The sequence below is a fragment of the Actinoplanes sp. NBRC 101535 genome, assembly GCF_030269225.1.
Taxonomy (GTDB): Bacteria; Actinomycetota; Actinomycetes; order Mycobacteriales; family Micromonosporaceae; genus Actinoplanes; species Actinoplanes rectilineatus.
The window spans coordinates 48,286-64,266 of sequence record NZ_BSSY01000023.1 but is presented as its reverse complement, the minus strand read 5'-3'; the positions used below and the strand labels follow the sequence as shown (position 1 = coordinate 64,266).

Genomic DNA, 15,981 nt, shown 5'->3' with positions numbered 1-15,981 from the left:
CCCACATGGGATCCCGAGGCAACGCCGCACCGGGCGACCCGGCGTCCGGGCCGGCGCTGACCGCCTTCCGCAACCGGGAGCAGGAGCTGCAGCAGCTGCTGCACGGGGTCACCACGCTCGGCGGGCACTGCTTCTGGCTGGTCGTCGCGCCCCCGCAGCTGGGCAAGTCCTGGCTGCTCGATCAGGTGAGCGCCGAGCTGACGCAGGGCCGCGACGGTCGTCCGTGGCGGGTGCGGCTGGTCGACCTCCGGGTACTGCCGTCGGATGTCCGCAGCGACACCACCAAACTGCTCGCCCACATGTTCCCGGCCGTCGACCCGCAGTCCGCGCCGCCCACCGGCGCCCGCGAGATCACCAAGATGATCAGCGGTGACAAGCAGCCCTACGCGTGTCTCCTCGACGGCGCCGACCTGCTCGATCGCGGCGCGGCGGACGCGCTCCGCAAGCAGCTGTCCCAGGTACACCAGCGGCTGCAGGCGTCCGGGCATCCGGCAGCCCGGCTCGCCGTCGTCGTGGCCGGCCGGCGCAACGAGGAGTGGCTGCCGGTCAGCCCGGCGCCCCGGCTGAACCAGTTACCGCTGACCCGGTTCGGCGCCGAGGTCATCAGCCAGGCCCTGCGTGACCTCGCCGCCCAGATGGACCGGAGCTTCTCCCCCCGGGAGATGGAGGTGCACGCCGAGTTCGTCCACCGATTCACCGAGGGCCTGCCCGCACTGGTGGTGGAGTGCCTGCAGTGGGTCCGGCGGGAGGACAGTTGGGCCGACATCGCCGACCTGGACAGCACCACGTCGTTCGACCGGATCGCCCGCCCCTATGTGGAGAACAGGCTGCTGTCGACCGAGAGCCTCATGCCGGAGGGCGGCCGTGACCTCGGCGACATCCGGGACGTGCTGTCGCACGCTCTCCGGGTGCTCACCCCCTACCGGGTGCTCACCCAGTCCCATCTGGCCCACTACTGGGCCGCCGACGCCGCGCTGCACCAGGCGGTGTCCGCCGGCGGCTGGTCGCCGCCGGACCTGTGGGAGGCGCTGAACCGGACGGCGCTGTTGGCCCGTCCGCACGACGAGCCGTGGACGGCGATCCACCCGCCGATCCGCCGCCTGTTGTTCCGCCACTTCCACCCGGCCGCCGCCGACCGGGCCGCCGCGCACCGCGAGGCCGCCACGTACGTCGAGCAGTGGATGGAGAGCCCTCGCGGCAAGGAGTCCGGTGTCGGCGTGGTGGAACGGCTCTGGCACGAGGCCTCGGCGCTCGTCCTGGAACGGCCGGCCGAGCTGACGGCGGTCCTGTCCGCCACCGCCGACCGGATGCGCGAGCGCCTGCGGCCCTCCTCGTTCTACGTCGCCGGGGAACTGCGGGACTACGTGGCCACCCGGATCAGCCGGGACGAGGAGTTGCAGGAGGTCCTCGGCGTGGAGTCCGGCCTGGCGAACCGGCTGATCGCGATCATCTCGTCGCCCGCGGGAGGCAGCGATGCATGAGCCCGGCCTCTACCCCGACTACGTCCCCCGCCCGGCCGAGGAGAAACAGATCCAAACCGAGCTGGCCCGGGTACGCGAGGACGGCGAGAGCCGTGCCGTTCTGCTCTACGGTCCCGGCGGGGTGGGCAAAACCCAGATGCTCCGCGCGCTCGGCGCCCGGGGCCGGGACGGGGTGGCCGTCTGGCTCGCCCCGATCGACATGGACGACTCGGAGTATTGGCTTCTCTCCAATCTCGAACGCAGGACGGTCGAGCAGCTCGACCCGGACGGCGGACACTTCGCCGAGTACCTCCGATACCTGTCCGAGCTGCCCCGGCTGGAACACGACGACATCGCGTACGAGACCGTGGTCAGCCATCTCGCCCGGATCAAGCGGGTCTTCGTCGAGTGTTACACCTCGTTCGTCCGGGCCACCGGCACCGTCGTGGTGATCCCGCTGGACACGGTCGAGGCGATCCGCGGCATGGATCTGCTGGTCACCGTGACCCAGTGGATGAAATCGCTGCCGAACACGCTGTTCCTGCTCTCGGGCCGGCCGCCGCACGGCGGTGAGGAGGCGCTGGACGCCATCGCCGAGCAGCTCAGCGATCCGCATCAGCACATCCCGGTGACCTCGCTGCGTCTCGGGCCCTTCGGCATGGTCGAGTCACTGGCCTATCTGGAGACCAGCGCGATCGCCGGTGCGCTGACCGCCGAGGAGAAGTCCAAGTTCGCCCACCTGGCGCAGGGCCATCCGCTCTGGCTGGCGATCACGCTGGACTATCTGCAGGACCGTGGGATGCCCGAGGAGGCCGCGGCGAGCCTCGCGGAGATCGCAGCCGACCTGCCCCTTCCGGGGGAGCCGACTCCGGCCGGTCGCCTGCTGCACGAGGCTTTCAAGCGCCGCCTCGTCACGCCGTACCGCGACAGCGACTTCTGGCACGAGGCCACCAAACGTCTCGCGGTGATCCGCAAGAACGTGAGCCTGCCGATCTGGCTGGAGCTGATGGCGGACCGGCCGATGCCGGCCGAACTGGCCTCGTGGCAGGACGCGTGGTTCCTCCTGCTGGACATCCCCTGGATCCGGCCGCGCGCCAACCGGCACTACGTGACGCTGCACGACGCGTTCGCCGACGAACTCGCCCAGCGGATCATCCCGGTCCACGACAGCGATCAACGGTGGCGCCGGGACCTGTGGGAACGCGCGGTCCGCATCTACGGCGTCCGGGCCGACGAGCAGGCCCGCGTCTACCGGGAACGGCGGGCCTCCCTCAACGACCGGCTCCGCGCCAAGGTCGAGGACGACACCTCCGCGGCGCCGGACGCCACCTTCATCCTCGAGGTGGAGCATCTCAGCCAGGACAAGCGGGAGCTCGACCAGTTGCGCACGGCGCACCTGTACTACCAGGTGCTGCTCGACCCGGAACCCGGCTGCCGGGAGTTCCTGCAGTCCGTCGAGCAGGCCCGCCGGGACAACGACGTGTTGTTCCAGAGCCTGGTCACGATGGAGATGCAGCGTTTCCTGCCGGGTGCGGACCGCACCCCCGCCGTCACCGAGGCGGTCGCCGAAGCGGTCGACTCGTTCCACCGCTGGCTGATCGGCACCTCGCCGTCCGTCTACGTCGACATCGGCATCGCCATCGCGGCGTACCTCGTCACGACCGAGAGCTGGCAGCCGGCCGCCGTGGTGCTGGAAGGCCTGCCGGTCCGGCACTCGCCACCGCTGAGCCGTTACCAGGTCCACATTCTGCGGGGCAACGTCTACATGCGGTTGCCGGGCCGGGTGGCCGAGGGCCTGACCGAGTTCGAGCTGTCCCTGGCCGAGACCGACTTCCTGCCCGAGGAGGACCGGCCGAAGCGCCGGGCCGAGGCCGAGAAGGAACTCGGGTTCTACTACCGCAACGTCGGGCGCTGGGACCGGGCCGACGCCGCGTACGGCCGGGCCCACCAGCTCATCTGGGAGAAGGTCCGCAAACGCAGCCCGGCAGAGGACCAGGGCGAGATGGCGTCGATCCGTATCAACTGGGCGTACGTGAAGGGCCTCAGCGGCTCCCGGCACGAGGGCCACCAGCTGGTCGAGAGCGCGATCAAGATCAGGCAGCGGTTCCAGCAGCGGTCCGGTGAGGGCATCGGCTGGAGTGTGCACGGCGAACTGCACCGGTTCGACGGCGAGTTCGACCAGGCATGGCGGTGTTACCGGACCGCCGAACGACTGTTCCACAGTCTGCGCAGCTGGCACTGGCTCGGTCAGATCTACCAGCAGCAGGCGGTCTGCCTGCATCAGGCGATGCGCCGCGGTGTCGAGGTGGAGGGTGTGCCGCACCCGGCCGAGCAGGCGAAAAAGCGCATCGGCCTGGCCCTGGACATCTGCCGGGACCAGGCGATCCGCAGCTACCCGTCGGCGCTGAACCGGGCCGGGCGCATCTACGGCAGCACCGACCGGGACCGGGGTCTGCGGTACCTGCACGAGGGCATCACGCAGGCACGTGCCCTGTCCGACGGCTGGTTCCTCTTCGCCAACATGGTCGAGTACGCCGAACTGAGTTACGAGGCGTGGCAGCTCACCGGCCGGGACCACTACCGCGCGCAGACCGGCGTCCACGCCGACGAGATCGCGCAGGTGTCCGCGGACTACACCTTCCCCAGCCTGGCGGGACGCTGGCGGCTGGTTCAGGGCCACGTCCTGGTCCGGCAGTCCCTGGAAGCCGGCGACCCGGACCGGCTGCCGGACGCCCTACTCCACTACACCGAAGGATTCCAGCGCATTGCGGAGGGCTATCAGCGTTCCCATGGCGTGACCGCCATTCCCGACCAATTCGCTAAATTCCGCGAACTGTTCGTCCGGCTCCCGGAAAACGTCCAGGAGCAGTGGGAGGAGAGTCTGCGGCAATCGTGGGGCGGATCCGTCGAGCTCCTGGCACGGTTGGAAGAGCTGTACTGATCTGTTACCGCTTCTCGCCGACCGCATGGAGGCTGGATCGTGGCGAGCATGCAATCCGACGGGCACGCCGTCGTGCTGTCCGGCGCCGATGTCGGCGGCGACGGCGGCCACCTGGTGCACAACTGCGAGGACTGCGCCTGTGAGGTGAGCAGCACCAGCGTGCGGCGGGCACCACGGCAGCCGGCGCCGGGTGAGAACGACGACGTCTGGGTGAGTGGGCGCAACGTCGTCGAAATACCCGTGGACGACGCGTACAGCACCTTGTTCAATCCGCTGGGGCACGGCGGCGCGGTGGTCGTCGACGCGGCGGCCCGGCGGATTTTCCGTGGTTTCGCCGATCCGGTGACGGTGCCGGCCGCCCGGGCGGCGCTGGATGCCGCGACCCGGGCGGAATTCCATTCCGTGGTGAATCGGCTGCACGCTCTGGAAATGATCGAGCCGGCCGATTCCCCGGTCCGGCCGGACTTCTCCGGATCGGACCGCGGGGAGATGCTCACCGCCTGGCTGCACGTGACCAACGACTGCAATCTGCGCTGCCCGTACTGCTATCTCGCCAAGACCCGGGAGCCGATGGACGAGGCGACCGGCCGGGCCGCGATCGACGCCGTGGTGGCCTCGGCGGTGCGGCACGGATTTCCCGCGGTCAAGATGAAGTACGCCGGTGGCGAGGCGACGCTGAACGCGGACCTGGTGGTGACGCTTCACGCGTACGCGAAGGAGGTGGCCGGAAGGAACGGCCTGGACCTGCACGCCACCGTGCTGACGAACGGCGTCATGGTGCCGCCCCGGCTCGCCGCGGCGCTGGCCGGTGAGGACATCAAGGTGATGATCTCGCTGGACGGGGTGGGAGCGAGCCACGACGTGCAGCGGCCGTCGACCGCGGGCAAGCCGTCGTTCCGGATGGTCGAGCGGACCATCGCCCGGCTGGCGCAGCTCGGTGTCGCACCGCATCTGTCGATCACGATCACCAGCCGGAACGCGGACGGGGTGGCCGACGCGGTGCGTTTCGCCCTGGACCGCGACCTCACGTTCAGCCTGAACTTCTTCCGCGACAACGAGTGCGCCTCCGGGTTCGACGACCTGCGCTACGAGGAGCAGCAGATGATCGCGGCGTTGCGGGCCGCGTTCGCCGTGATCGAGGATCGCCTGCCACCGTGGAGTGTCCTCGGCACGGTGCTCGACCGTGGGCAGTTGCTGCAGCCCCGGCAGCACTCGTGCGGGGTCGGCCGCGACTACGTGGTCGTCGACCAGCACGGACGCGTCGCCAAGTGTCACATGGAGATCGAGCGGACGCTCGGTGACGTCTTCCGCGACGACCCGCTCGAACTGGTCCGCTCCGATACCCGGACGGTGCTCAACCTGGCCGTCGAGGAGAAGGAGGGCTGCCGCGACTGCTCGTGGCGGTACTGGTGCTCGGGCGGTTGCTCGGTCGCCACGTTCCGGGCCACCGGGCGGTTCGACGTGAAGTCCCCCAACTGCCACATCTACCAGGCGATCTACCCGGAGGTGCTGCGGTTGGAGGGCCTGCGCCTGCTGAAGTACGCCCGCCCGAGCTGACCGTCACCCCAGTTGCCGGCACATGCGCAGGCTCACGATGTGGTCGTCGACGCGGGACAGGGCCGCACGGACCGTGTCCATCGGCTGGAAGCCGCGCGCCCGGTAGAAGCCGATGCCGTTGCGGTCGCCGAGGAAGACCGACACCCACATCTCGGTGCCGCCGGCTGCCCGGATCTGATCGGTGACGCTGTCGAGCATCAGGGTGCCGAGGCCGCGCCCGCGCTGGGCCGGCTCGAGGTAGATCAGGGAGAGTTCGCCCGCGGTGGGGCCGCTCATGCCGCCGCCGGCCGCGCCGAGGATCCGGCCGTCCTCCTCGATAACCTGGTATCCGAACCAGTCCGGTGGGGCGGGTGACACCTCCTTGGCGACCCTCTCCGGCTCGTAGAACGCGACGACGCTGCGTTCGATGTAGCCCTCGGGCAGAAGGTCCCGGTACGCGTCGCGGTAGGACGTGGAGCAGATCCTGGCGATGCTGGACACGTCGGCTTCGATGGCGGGGCGGACAACGGCGGTCAACGATGATCCTGGCACGTTCGCAAGATTAGTTGTGTTGCCCTGCAAGATCGTAGGGTTGATCGTTGAAGATCCATCGATTATGGCCCCCGAAGGTCGACCGGTTCCCGATCATCAATATCGTGGTCGGGTGATCGACAAGCCCCTCGCCGAGCCGGTGGATCCCTACGACCCGCCGCTGCCCGAGATTCCGTACGACCCGCCGACGGCTCACGATCCCGCGCCGCCGCCGGAGCCGGAACCGGTCCAGCAGGAATCAGTCTTGGAGAAGAGGGGCAACCGGCCGCTCGTCGGGGCGGTCGTCGCGCTCGCGGTCGTGCTCTGCGTCGGCATCGGCGTGGTGATCGGGCAGCTCACCCCGTCGGCGTCCACTGCCGAGCCGCCATCAACGGCTGCTGTCACGAAGACCGCGGCGCCGGTGTCCGACGACCCGGACACCTGGCCGGAGCTCGCGGCGCTGCCGGCGTCCGAGGCGGTGGCGGCCCCCGACCCCGGCCCGGAGACGCGGATCCACTTCCGGAACACCGGCGGCGCCTCCGTCATGGTGTCGTGGATCAACTACGACGGGGAGCGCAGGGACTACGCCGCCCTGACCACCGGAGAGACGTACACGCAGCAGACCTTCGCCGGTCAGTACTGGGTGGTCTCCGGCACGGACGGGACGGTTCTCGCCGCGTACCGGACTCTCGCCACGCCCGCGCAGGTTGTCATCCGCTAACCGGTCTGCGACCGAACGGCTCCACACGTTTACTCCAGGTATTCGGGCCGCCACCGATTGTGGTGTGCAACGCCGACAACGGCGCCCGATCCTGGAGGAACCCCCATGCAGATCCGTCACCGCGCTGCCGTCGTCACCGCCGTCGCCGGTATCGCCCTGACCGGCATCGCCACCGCTACCCCCGCACTGGCCGCCACCGCCGGCTCCAGCGTGCAGGCGGGCTCGGGCAGCAACGTGAAGACCTTCACCACCGAGGGCACCGTCTCCGGCGTCGACGCGACGAAGGGCACGGTGACCGTCACCGATGCCACCGGCAAGAGCACCGTGGTCTCGGTCTCCCCCAAGGCCCTCGTCACCGTCGACGGCAAGCTCACCGTGGTGGCGAAGCTGCCGCTCGGCGCCGGCATCACGCTCTCCGGCAATGTCACCGACGGCGGGATCTCGCTGGCCACCAAGGTCTCGGCGGCCTCGGTCCTGCCGTTCGCCACCGCCGGTTCGGTGGTCTCGGCCGACGACGCCAAGCGGACCGTCACCGTCAAGCGGCTCTCCCTCACCACCGCCGGCGGGTTCGCCACCGACGTCATCCCGGTCGCCGACAAGGCCCTGATCACCCTGGACGGCAAGGTCACCGGGCTGGGCAAGCTGACGTCCGGCGCGACCGTCGTGGTCACCGGCGTCACCACCAACGGCGTCTCCTCGGCCAAGACCCTGACCGCCCTGTCCCGCTGGGACCTGAACCTCTCCGGCGCGGTCACCGCGGTGGACGTCAAGTCCGGCACGATCACGGTCTCCACCGGCCCGTCGGCCAAGCCGCTCACGCTGAAGGTCGACCCGAAGGCCACCGTCACGATCAACGGCAAGAGCGTCTCGCTGGCGGACCTGCCGGTGGGCGCCTCGGTCAAGCTGAGCGGCTCCGAGACCACCGTGGGCGCCTCGGTGCTGGGCATCACCGCGAACGTCGCCGCCACCTCCACCAAGAAGTAGGCAGACGCGGAAGGGCCCGGCCTGGGGAGGCCGGGCCCTTCACTCAGTGCGTGACTCAGGCGATGTCGAAGCGGTCCAGCTCCATGACCTTGGTCCAGGCCGCGACGAAGTCCTTGACGAACTTCTCCTTGGCGTCAGCGCTGGCGTAGACCTCGCTGACCGCGCGCAGCTGCGAGTTCGAGCCGAAGATCAGGTCGACCGCGGTGGCCGTCCACTTGACCTGGTCGGTCGCCAGGTCACGGATCTCGTAGACGTTCTCGCTGTCCTCCGACACCTTCCACTTCGTGCCCGGGGAGAGCAGGTTGACGAAGAAGTCGTTGGTGAGCACGCCCGGCTTGTCGGTGAGAACGCCGTGGGCCACGCCACCGACGTTCGCGTCGAGCGTCCGCAGGCCGCCGAGCAGGACGGTCATCTCCGGGCCGGTCAGGTTCAGCATGTACGCCCGGTCGACGAGCAGCACCTCGGGCTGGGTCTTCTCGTCCGCCCGCAGGTAGTTGCGGAACGCGTCGGCCCGCGGCTCGAGGACCGCGAACGACTCGACGTCGGTCTGCTCCTGGGTCGCGTCGGTACGTCCCGCGTGGAACGGCACGGTGACCGGGACGCCGGCGTCGGCGGCCGCCTTCTCGACCGCGGCCGAACCGGCCAGCACGATCAGGTCGGCCAGCGAGATCTGCGCGCCACCGGCGGCGTTGAACTCGCCCTGGATCTGCTCGAGCTTGGCCAGCACGTCACCGGTGGCCGCGTTGACCTCCCAGCTGCGCTGCGGCTCCAGGCGCAGGCGGGCGCCGTTCGCGCCACCACGCTTGTCGGTGAACCGGAAGCTGGCGGCCGACGCCCAGGCGGTGGAGACCAGCTGGGCGATCGTCAGGCCGGAACCCAGGACCTTCTCCTTGAGGGCGGCGATGTCCGCGTCGCCGACCAGGGCGCCCTCGACGGCCGGAACCGGGTCCTGCCAGAGCTGCGCCTCGGGCACCCACGGGCCGAGGAAACGGCTGACCGGTCCCATGTCACGGTGCAGCAGTTTGTACCAGGCCTTGGCGAACGCCAGCGCGAACTCGTCCGGGTTCGCCAGGAACCGGCGGGAGATCTTCTCGTACGCCGGGTCGACGCGCAGCGACAGGTCGGTCGTCAGCATCGTCGGACGGTGCTTCTTCGACGAGTCGTGGGCGTCCGGGATGATCTCCTCGGCGTCCTTGGCGACCCACTGCTTCGCTCCGGCGGGGCTGGTGGTGAGCTCCCACTCGTACCCGAAGAGGATCTCGAAGAACCGGTTGCTCCACTGGGTGGGCTTGTCGGTCCAGGTCACCTCGAGGCCGGAGGTGATGGTGTCGCCGCCCTTGCCGCTGGCGTGCGTGCTCAGCCAGCCGAGGCCCTGGGCCTCGATCGGGGCGCCCTCGGGCTCGGCGCCGACCACACCGTCGGCCGGGGCCGCGCCGTGGGTCTTGCCGAAGGTGTGACCGCCCGCGATGAGGGCGACGGTCTCCTCGTCGTTCATCGCCATCCGGCGGAAGGTCTCGCGGATGAACCAGGCCGACTCGAGCGGGTCGGCGCTGCCCCGCGGACCCTCCGGGTTGACGTAGATGAGGCCCATCTCGGCGGCGCCGACGTTCGGCGCCATCTCCTTGTCGCCGACGTAGCGCGAGTCACCGAGCCAGGTGTCCTCCTGGCCCCACAGGATCTCCTCGGGCTCCCAGACGTCCACCCGGCCGAACCCGAAGCCGAAGGTCTTGAAGCCCATCGACTCCAGGGCCACGTTGCCGGCCAGCACCAGCAGGTCGGCCCAGGAGATCTTCTGGCCGTACTTCTGCTTGACCGGCCAGAGCAGGCGGCGGGCCTTGTCCAGGTTCGCGTTGTCCGGCCAGCTGTTGAGCGGGGCGAACCGCTGACCGCCGTCACCGGCGCCACCGCGGCCGTCGTGGATCCGGTAGGTGCCCGCCGCGTGCCAGCTCAGGCGGATCATCAGACCGCCGTAGTGGCCGAAGTCGGCCGGCCACCACTCCTGCGAGGTGGTGAGGACCTCGGTGATGTCGGCCTTGAGCGCGTCGACGTCGAGCTTGGCGAACTCCTCGGCGTAGTCGAAGTCGGGCGCCAGCGGGTTGACCTTCGGCGAGTGGGTGTGCAGCGGCGCCAGGTCGAGCTGGTTGGGCCACCAGTCACGGTTGGTGCGCGGGCGGCCACCGGTCTGCGGGGTCGGCGCGTCGATCGCCGGGTTCTCGCTCTCGCTGCCGCTGCCGTGAGCGACCGGGCATTTGCCCGCGATGTCCTGGTTGTCGGTCATTGCTGTCCTTCCGAGCCGGCGTTCTTGGTGAGGCATTCGGGGCATACACCCCAGAAGACGACCTCCGCCTCATCGACCGCGAAACCGTGGTCGTCCGAGACGGTGAGACAGGGGGTCCGTCCGACGGCACAGTCGACGTCGGCGATCGTGCCGCACGAGCGGCACACGATGTGGTGATGGTTGTCGGCAACCCGGGTCTCGTACCGCGCGGTCGCGCCGGCGGGCTGGATGCGCCGCACCAGACCGGCGTCGGTCAACGCGCGCAGCACGTCGTAGACCGCCTGGTGGGAGACCGTGGGCTGGCTGGCCCGCACGAGGGCGATCACCGTGTCGGTGTCGGCGTGCGGGCGGTCGTGGAGCGCGGCGAGCACCGCCAGACGAGGACGGGTGACGCGCAACGAGGCCGCCCGCAGCTGAGCCGCGAAGTCGGACGTCATGCGAAGAACCTAGCGGACTTTTCTGGAGTGAATCAAGTTTTGAAATCACCTCACACCGGCGCCACCCGATTACGGCCGGCCCGCTTCGCCTCGTACAGGGCGGCGTCGGCGAGTTTGGTGAGCCGCTCCGGCTCGTCGGCGAAACCGGCCGCGTCGGTGGCGACACCGGCACTGATCGTCACGATGCCCGCGTCGGCCAGGACGTGCGGGACGGCCAGCTCGGCCACCGCGCGAACCAGCCGGCCACCGGCCCGCAGCGCGATGTCGCCGGTGGTACCGGGCATCACGACGCAGAACTCCTCACCGCCGTACCGCGCCACCAGGTCGGTGCCGCGCACACTGTCTCGCAGCGCCTCGGCGACCACCCGCAGGCACTCGTCGCCACCCTGATGACCATAGTGGTCGTTATACCGCTTGAAGTGGTCGATGTCGATCATCACGACGCTGATCGGGGCGCCGGTCCGCCGCGAACGGACCCACTCGTCGGCGAGCACCGCGTCGAGCTTGCGGCGGTTGGCCAGCCCGGTGAGCGGGTCGGTGACGGTCATCAGCTCCAGGCGGTGGTTCGCCTCGGCCAACTCCTCGGTCCGCTCGGCGACCTTGCGTTCCAGGGACGCGTACAGGCGGGCGTTCTCCAGCGAGACGGTCAGCTGGCCGGCGATCAGGCGGACCGCGTCCAGCCGGCTGACCGAGAACGCGCGCCGGCTGAGCCGGTTCTCCAGCACCAGCATCGCCGCGGGCCGCCCGTGGTTGAACACCGGGACGACCAGCAGCGAACAGTGCTCCAGCCCGGCCAGACAGGGGTCCCGCCCGACCCGCTCGTCCCGGGCGGCGTCGTCGACCAGCAACGGCTCCCCGGTCCGTTCGGCGTAGCGCACCGCACTCAACGGCAGCAGCCCCTGGAACGCCGCCTCCTCCACCGGCATCTCGGCGCGGTCGTCGAGGGCCGGCAACACCCAGCCCTCCCCCACCGCGAGGATCATGTGGACCGTGGTGGCGCCGGTGAGCTGACTCAGCACGTGCCGGACCCGGCCCTGAAGCCGGTCCAGGGAGGTCTCCGAACTCAGCGCCCGGGCGGCGTCGAGCACCGCGATCAGGTCGATGTCCTCGACGGACAGGTCCACGCTGTGACTGCTCGACACACTCCGGCCGCCGGGCGCCCGGGAGAACTCGGCCAGCCCCGGCTCCTCCCGCCGCAGCCGGCGCACCTTGCCGGTCGCGCCCCAGCGCGCGTACCCGTCCATCGCCTCGGCCATCAGCCGGAGTCCGACCTGCTGGTAGCCCCGGCGCAGATAGAACCGGGCGGCCCGCTCGAAGATCAGCGGTCGCTGCCAGGCCGTGCCGACGTCCCCGGACACCGCCATCGCGTCGTCGTAGGCCGCCGCCGCACCGTCCGGGTCACCGACGGTCTCGGCCCGAACCGCCTCGGCGAACCGCAGCAGGTACCGGAAGTTCGGCGGATGGTCAGCGGCACGGGCGGCCAGGAATCCGACGCAGCGGTCCCGGTCCTCGGCCGCCCCGGCCTCATCCGCCCGGACCTGCGCGCCGAGAACACCGAGAAGATGCGTGGTGACGGTCAACGAGGTGCCGGGCGCCGAGGACACCAGCGGCACCGCCCGGGCGCTGTGCGCTGCCAGAACGGCGTCCTCGCCGAGGATCGCGGCGGACAGCCCGCGAATCGTCAGATAGATCAGGACGGCCATGTCGTCACCGGCCAGAGCCGCGAGGTGCGCCTCCTCGTCGAAGCCCTCCGGCGGCTGATCGGTTCCGGTCCGCATCGCCTGCGCGAACCGTCCGGGAACAGCAAACGTGAGACGTTCCCGAGCCGCACCCAGACGATCGGCCATCGCCAGCGCCGCCGTCACCTCGTGCTCCAGGGCGTCCAGATCGGCACAGTCCACCATCTGCGTCAACGAGGTGTAGAACGTGTAGAACGCGTTGTGCGGGTCCCCCACCCGCAGCATCCCCTCCCGCGAACTCTGCGCCAGCGCCACCGACCGCGACAGCGGCTCGAACCACGACCCGGTCGCGATCGCGTGCATGAACCTGGCGTGCAGCGCACCGTGTTCCCAGCCCCGGGCCTCGCAGACGGCCATCACGTGCCGCGCCGCGTCATAGGCGTCCCGGTATGCGCCGCCACCGCCGATCGTGACCCAGCCGATGTGCCCGAGCGCCGCCACCAACGGTTCGCAGACGCCGTCACCGGACCAGATGCCCGCGGCGGTGGCGACCAGCCATGTCGTGATCTCGGGGTCGACGAAGAGCGCGGCCAGGGCCATCCGGCTGATCACCACGGACGCGGTCAGCAGCCGGCAATCGGTCAGCTCCGGCAACGGGGCATCGGCGTCGTGAGCGTCCAGCCACTGATAGAAATCGGCCAGACCGGCCCGGCCGATCGGCCCCATCCGCTCCCTGCCGGGCACATCGACACCGAGCCGCCCCAGCATCCCGAACCCCAGCGTGAAAACCTCGTCCATCATCCGCCGCCGCAACAGGGCACTGATCTGCTCGGCGGCCGGATTCGCCAACCGGATCGGATCCGGCTCGGTCGCCGCGATCTCCTCGAAAAGACGGTCGGCCTCGTCGAACCGGCCCAGCGCACACAGCGCGGCATGCCAGTCGACGGTCGTTTCGGCGTACTCCGCATCGGTCTTCTCCCGAAGACGCAGCGCGGCCGCGAGATAAAGCTCGGCGCCCGCATAGTTCGCGAGCCGCCGGGCCGCTGCCGCGGCACGCCGGAAAAGACCCGCCACCGACGCTTTCTCTTCGTCGTGTGCGCCTTTCTCTTCCTCGTGTGCGCCCTTCTCCTCCTCGTGTACGGCCAGAGCACTCATTCCGGCGAGATAGTGTGGCGCCGCCGACAGCTCCGGTACGGCCGCCCCGGTCAGCCGACGGGCGATCGTGAGATGGAGCGCGGCACGCGCCCCCGGATCGATGCCCGCGGAAGCCGCCTCCTGCACCCGGTCGTGCCGGAAACGCGCCACATCGTCGTGCAGAACCAGCAGACCGTCGTCGACGGCCGGTCCCAGATCCAGCGGGTCCCGGCCGCTCGCGATCCGCACCGTCTCCCGGTCGGCCTCCGCGCCGAGACAGGCCATCACCTCGACCATCTCCCGGGTACGCGGCGGCAGGGCGGCGATCCGCGCACCGAGCAGGTCCACCACGTCCCCGGACCCGACGAAACGCCGCAACGACGCGCCGTCCCAGGTCCAGCCGTCGCCCTCCGGCACCAGTTCGCCCTCACGCCGCAACGCGTCGAGCAGTTCCACCGTGTCGAACGGATTACCTCCCGTCCGCTCCGCGAGAACCGCGGCGAGAGGCCCCGCATCGGCACGGGAAAGGCGCAGCATCTCCGCGACCAGGGTGGTCAGATCCTCCGCTCCCAGCGGCTCGAGCAACACCTCGGCGGCGTTTCCCCGATCCCGGCGCAGACGGGCCCGCAACGCGCTCAACGGGTGAGTCTCGTCGATCTCCTCCACACGGTAGGCGCCCAGAACCAACAATCCGGGAATGCCGTCCTCGCCCAGCATCTCGTCCAGGAACTGCAGGGCGCCGGACGTGGCCCACTGCAGATCGTCGACGAAGAGGACAACCGGATTCTCGGCGCTCGCGACGGTCCGCAGAATGGCCGTCCCTGCCGCCCGGACATGAACGAACTCCGCGACCCCTTCGGTGTCCGGCTCCTCCGCGGCGAGGAGTGCGCGGAAAGACGGCTGGATCGCCGCGATAGCCCGCAACGATTCCGGGCCGAGCGCGGCCCGCAGGCGCTCCCGCAGACCGGCGACCACGTCGTCCGGCTCGGCCAGCAGCATGGCACCCAGACGGGCGAACGCCTCCCGCACCGCGTCACCGCCGTGGCCCTTCTGGAACTGGTCGAACTTCCCGGAGACCATCCGCCCGCCGACCGCGGCCACAGCCGGGCGCAGCCGCTCGACCAGCACCGTCTTACCGATCCCCGGCGGCCCGGTGAGCAGGGCGAAAACGCTGTGCCCGGCGCTCGCCTCGGCCAGCAGCCCGTGCAGGGCGGCGATCTGCGGGTCCCGCCCGATCAGCCGGGCCGGAGGCACCAGCCGGATCGGGAAATCCCGCGCCCCGAGCCGGAAACCGTCCGGGTTGCCGCGCTCCCACCGGTCGTGGAGGAGTGCCAGGTCGTACGCGAGCCCCTCAGCGCTCTGATACCGCCGGTCGGGTTCCTTGTGCAGCAGCCGCATCAGGATCTCCGACAGCCCCTTGGGCAGATGCGGGTCGACCTGGTGCGGAGCGTCCGGCAGCCGCGCCAGATGGTCGTGGATCAGTTGGAGCGGATCGTGGTCCCGCCCGAACGGCGGCGCCCCGGTGGCCAGCTCGTAGAGGGTGGCCCCCAGCGCGTACAGGTCGGCCCGGTGATCGATGGGCCGGCCGGTCCGCCCGGTCTGCTCCGGAGCGAGGTACGGCAGGGTGCCCGCCATCCCCTCGTCGGGCACCGGCACGCTGCGGTCCTGGGCGGGCAGCACCGCCAGCTCGAAGTCGATGACCACGGGCAGATGGTCCACCCCGACCAGGATGTTCGCCGGGCTGATGTCCCGGTGCACCACCCCACGCCGGTGAACCCCGGCGAGCACGCCGGCGAGCCGGTGCGCCAACTCGATGAGCCCACCCACCGGCCAGGGCGCGGGCAACTCCCCCAGCGGGGTCCCCACCGAGTCCACGACCGCAACGACCCCGGCTTCGCCTTCTCCGTCGTCGACGCCCGGGGCGAGCACCGGAACGCCGGGAAGTCCCTGCAGCCGGCGCAACGCCGCCAGCTCGTTGCGCAGACGCTCCCCCGCGCGCGGCCCGAGCGGCCGTTTACACACCAGCCAGGTGCCGTCGGCCGCACGAACCCGCGCGACATGGGTCCGGTCGCTGTCGTGCAGTACGTCTTCCGGCGTGTCAGGCCCCACGCCATCCGATCGGCATTCCCACGCCGTCCTTGAGCCGCCGCCCGGGCAACCTGCTCGGTCTCAGTTCACGTCGCCGCAAACGGTCTCGCACGGGTGCCCTGGCCGCGCCTACACCGCCGACGGGGACTCCGCCGGGCAGCGCGCCGCCCGCATCAAGCTGGTCGACCACCC

At 70.3% G+C, this 15,981-nt stretch carries 9 protein-coding genes; 5 read left to right on the top strand and 4 right to left on the bottom strand.

The features are described 5' to 3' along the window. Window positions 1-5 precede the first annotated feature (5 nt). From QSK32_RS39765 to QSK32_RS39755, 3 genes are read left to right on the top strand one after another with little or no spacing between them, the layout of a single operon-like run. A complete protein-coding gene (locus QSK32_RS39765) occupies window positions 6-1,481 on the top strand; it encodes a hypothetical protein (RefSeq protein WP_285474836.1) in 1,476 nt (491 codons plus the stop codon). Next, complete coding sequence (locus tag QSK32_RS39760; protein WP_045745099.1) at window positions 1,474-4,401, top strand: MalT transcriptional regulator family protein; 2,928 nt, start codon at window positions 1,474-1,476, stop codon at window positions 4,399-4,401. Before QSK32_RS39765 ends, QSK32_RS39760 begins: the two co-directional genes overlap by 8 nt. A gap of 48 nt (window positions 4,402-4,449) precedes the next feature. Next, window positions 4,450-5,958 (top strand): radical SAM/SPASM domain-containing protein, encoded by a 1,509-nt coding sequence (locus tag QSK32_RS39755; RefSeq protein WP_285474883.1) that lies wholly within the window; start codon window positions 4,450-4,452, stop codon window positions 5,956-5,958. 3 nt (window positions 5,959-5,961) lie between these two features. On the opposite strand, the gene QSK32_RS39750 is transcribed toward QSK32_RS39755, so the two are convergent. Beyond that, window positions 5,962-6,474 (bottom strand): GNAT family N-acetyltransferase, encoded by a 513-nt coding sequence (locus tag QSK32_RS39750; protein WP_052720867.1) that lies wholly within the window; start codon window positions 6,472-6,474, stop codon window positions 5,962-5,964. Window positions 6,475-6,601: 127 nt separating this feature from the next. Between QSK32_RS39750 and QSK32_RS39745 the strand changes: the two genes are divergently transcribed. Continuing rightward, window positions 6,602-7,189 carry a VHL beta domain-containing protein gene (locus tag QSK32_RS39745; protein ID WP_285474835.1) on the top strand — a complete coding sequence of 196 codons (588 nt, stop codon included), beginning with the start codon at window positions 6,602-6,604 and terminating at the stop codon, window positions 7,187-7,189. Window positions 7,190-7,294: 105 nt separating this feature from the next. Further along, window positions 7,295-8,173 (top strand): hypothetical protein, encoded by an 879-nt coding sequence (locus QSK32_RS39740; protein WP_285474834.1) that lies wholly within the window; start codon window positions 7,295-7,297, stop codon window positions 8,171-8,173. Window positions 8,174-8,228: 55 nt separating this feature from the next. Here QSK32_RS39740 and katG read toward each other — a convergent pair whose 3' ends face one another. Genes katG through QSK32_RS39725 form a run of 3 tightly spaced genes read right to left on the bottom strand, consistent with a single transcriptional unit; the run spans window position 8,229 to window position 15,810 of the window. Next, window positions 8,229-10,451 carry a catalase/peroxidase HPI gene (gene katG, locus QSK32_RS39735; RefSeq protein WP_285474833.1) on the bottom strand — a complete coding sequence of 741 codons (2,223 nt, stop codon included), beginning with the start codon at window positions 10,449-10,451 and terminating at the stop codon, window positions 8,229-8,231. Further along, a complete protein-coding gene (locus tag QSK32_RS39730; RefSeq protein ID WP_285474832.1) occupies window positions 10,448-10,888 on the bottom strand; it encodes a Fur family transcriptional regulator in 441 nt (146 codons plus the stop codon). Before QSK32_RS39730 ends, katG begins: the two co-directional genes overlap by 4 nt. A gap of 50 nt (window positions 10,889-10,938) precedes the next feature. Further along, window positions 10,939-15,810, bottom strand: a complete 4,872-nt coding sequence (locus QSK32_RS39725) for a diguanylate cyclase (protein WP_285474831.1) — start codon at window positions 15,808-15,810, stop codon at window positions 10,939-10,941. Between the last annotated feature and the right edge of the window lie 171 nt (window positions 15,811-15,981).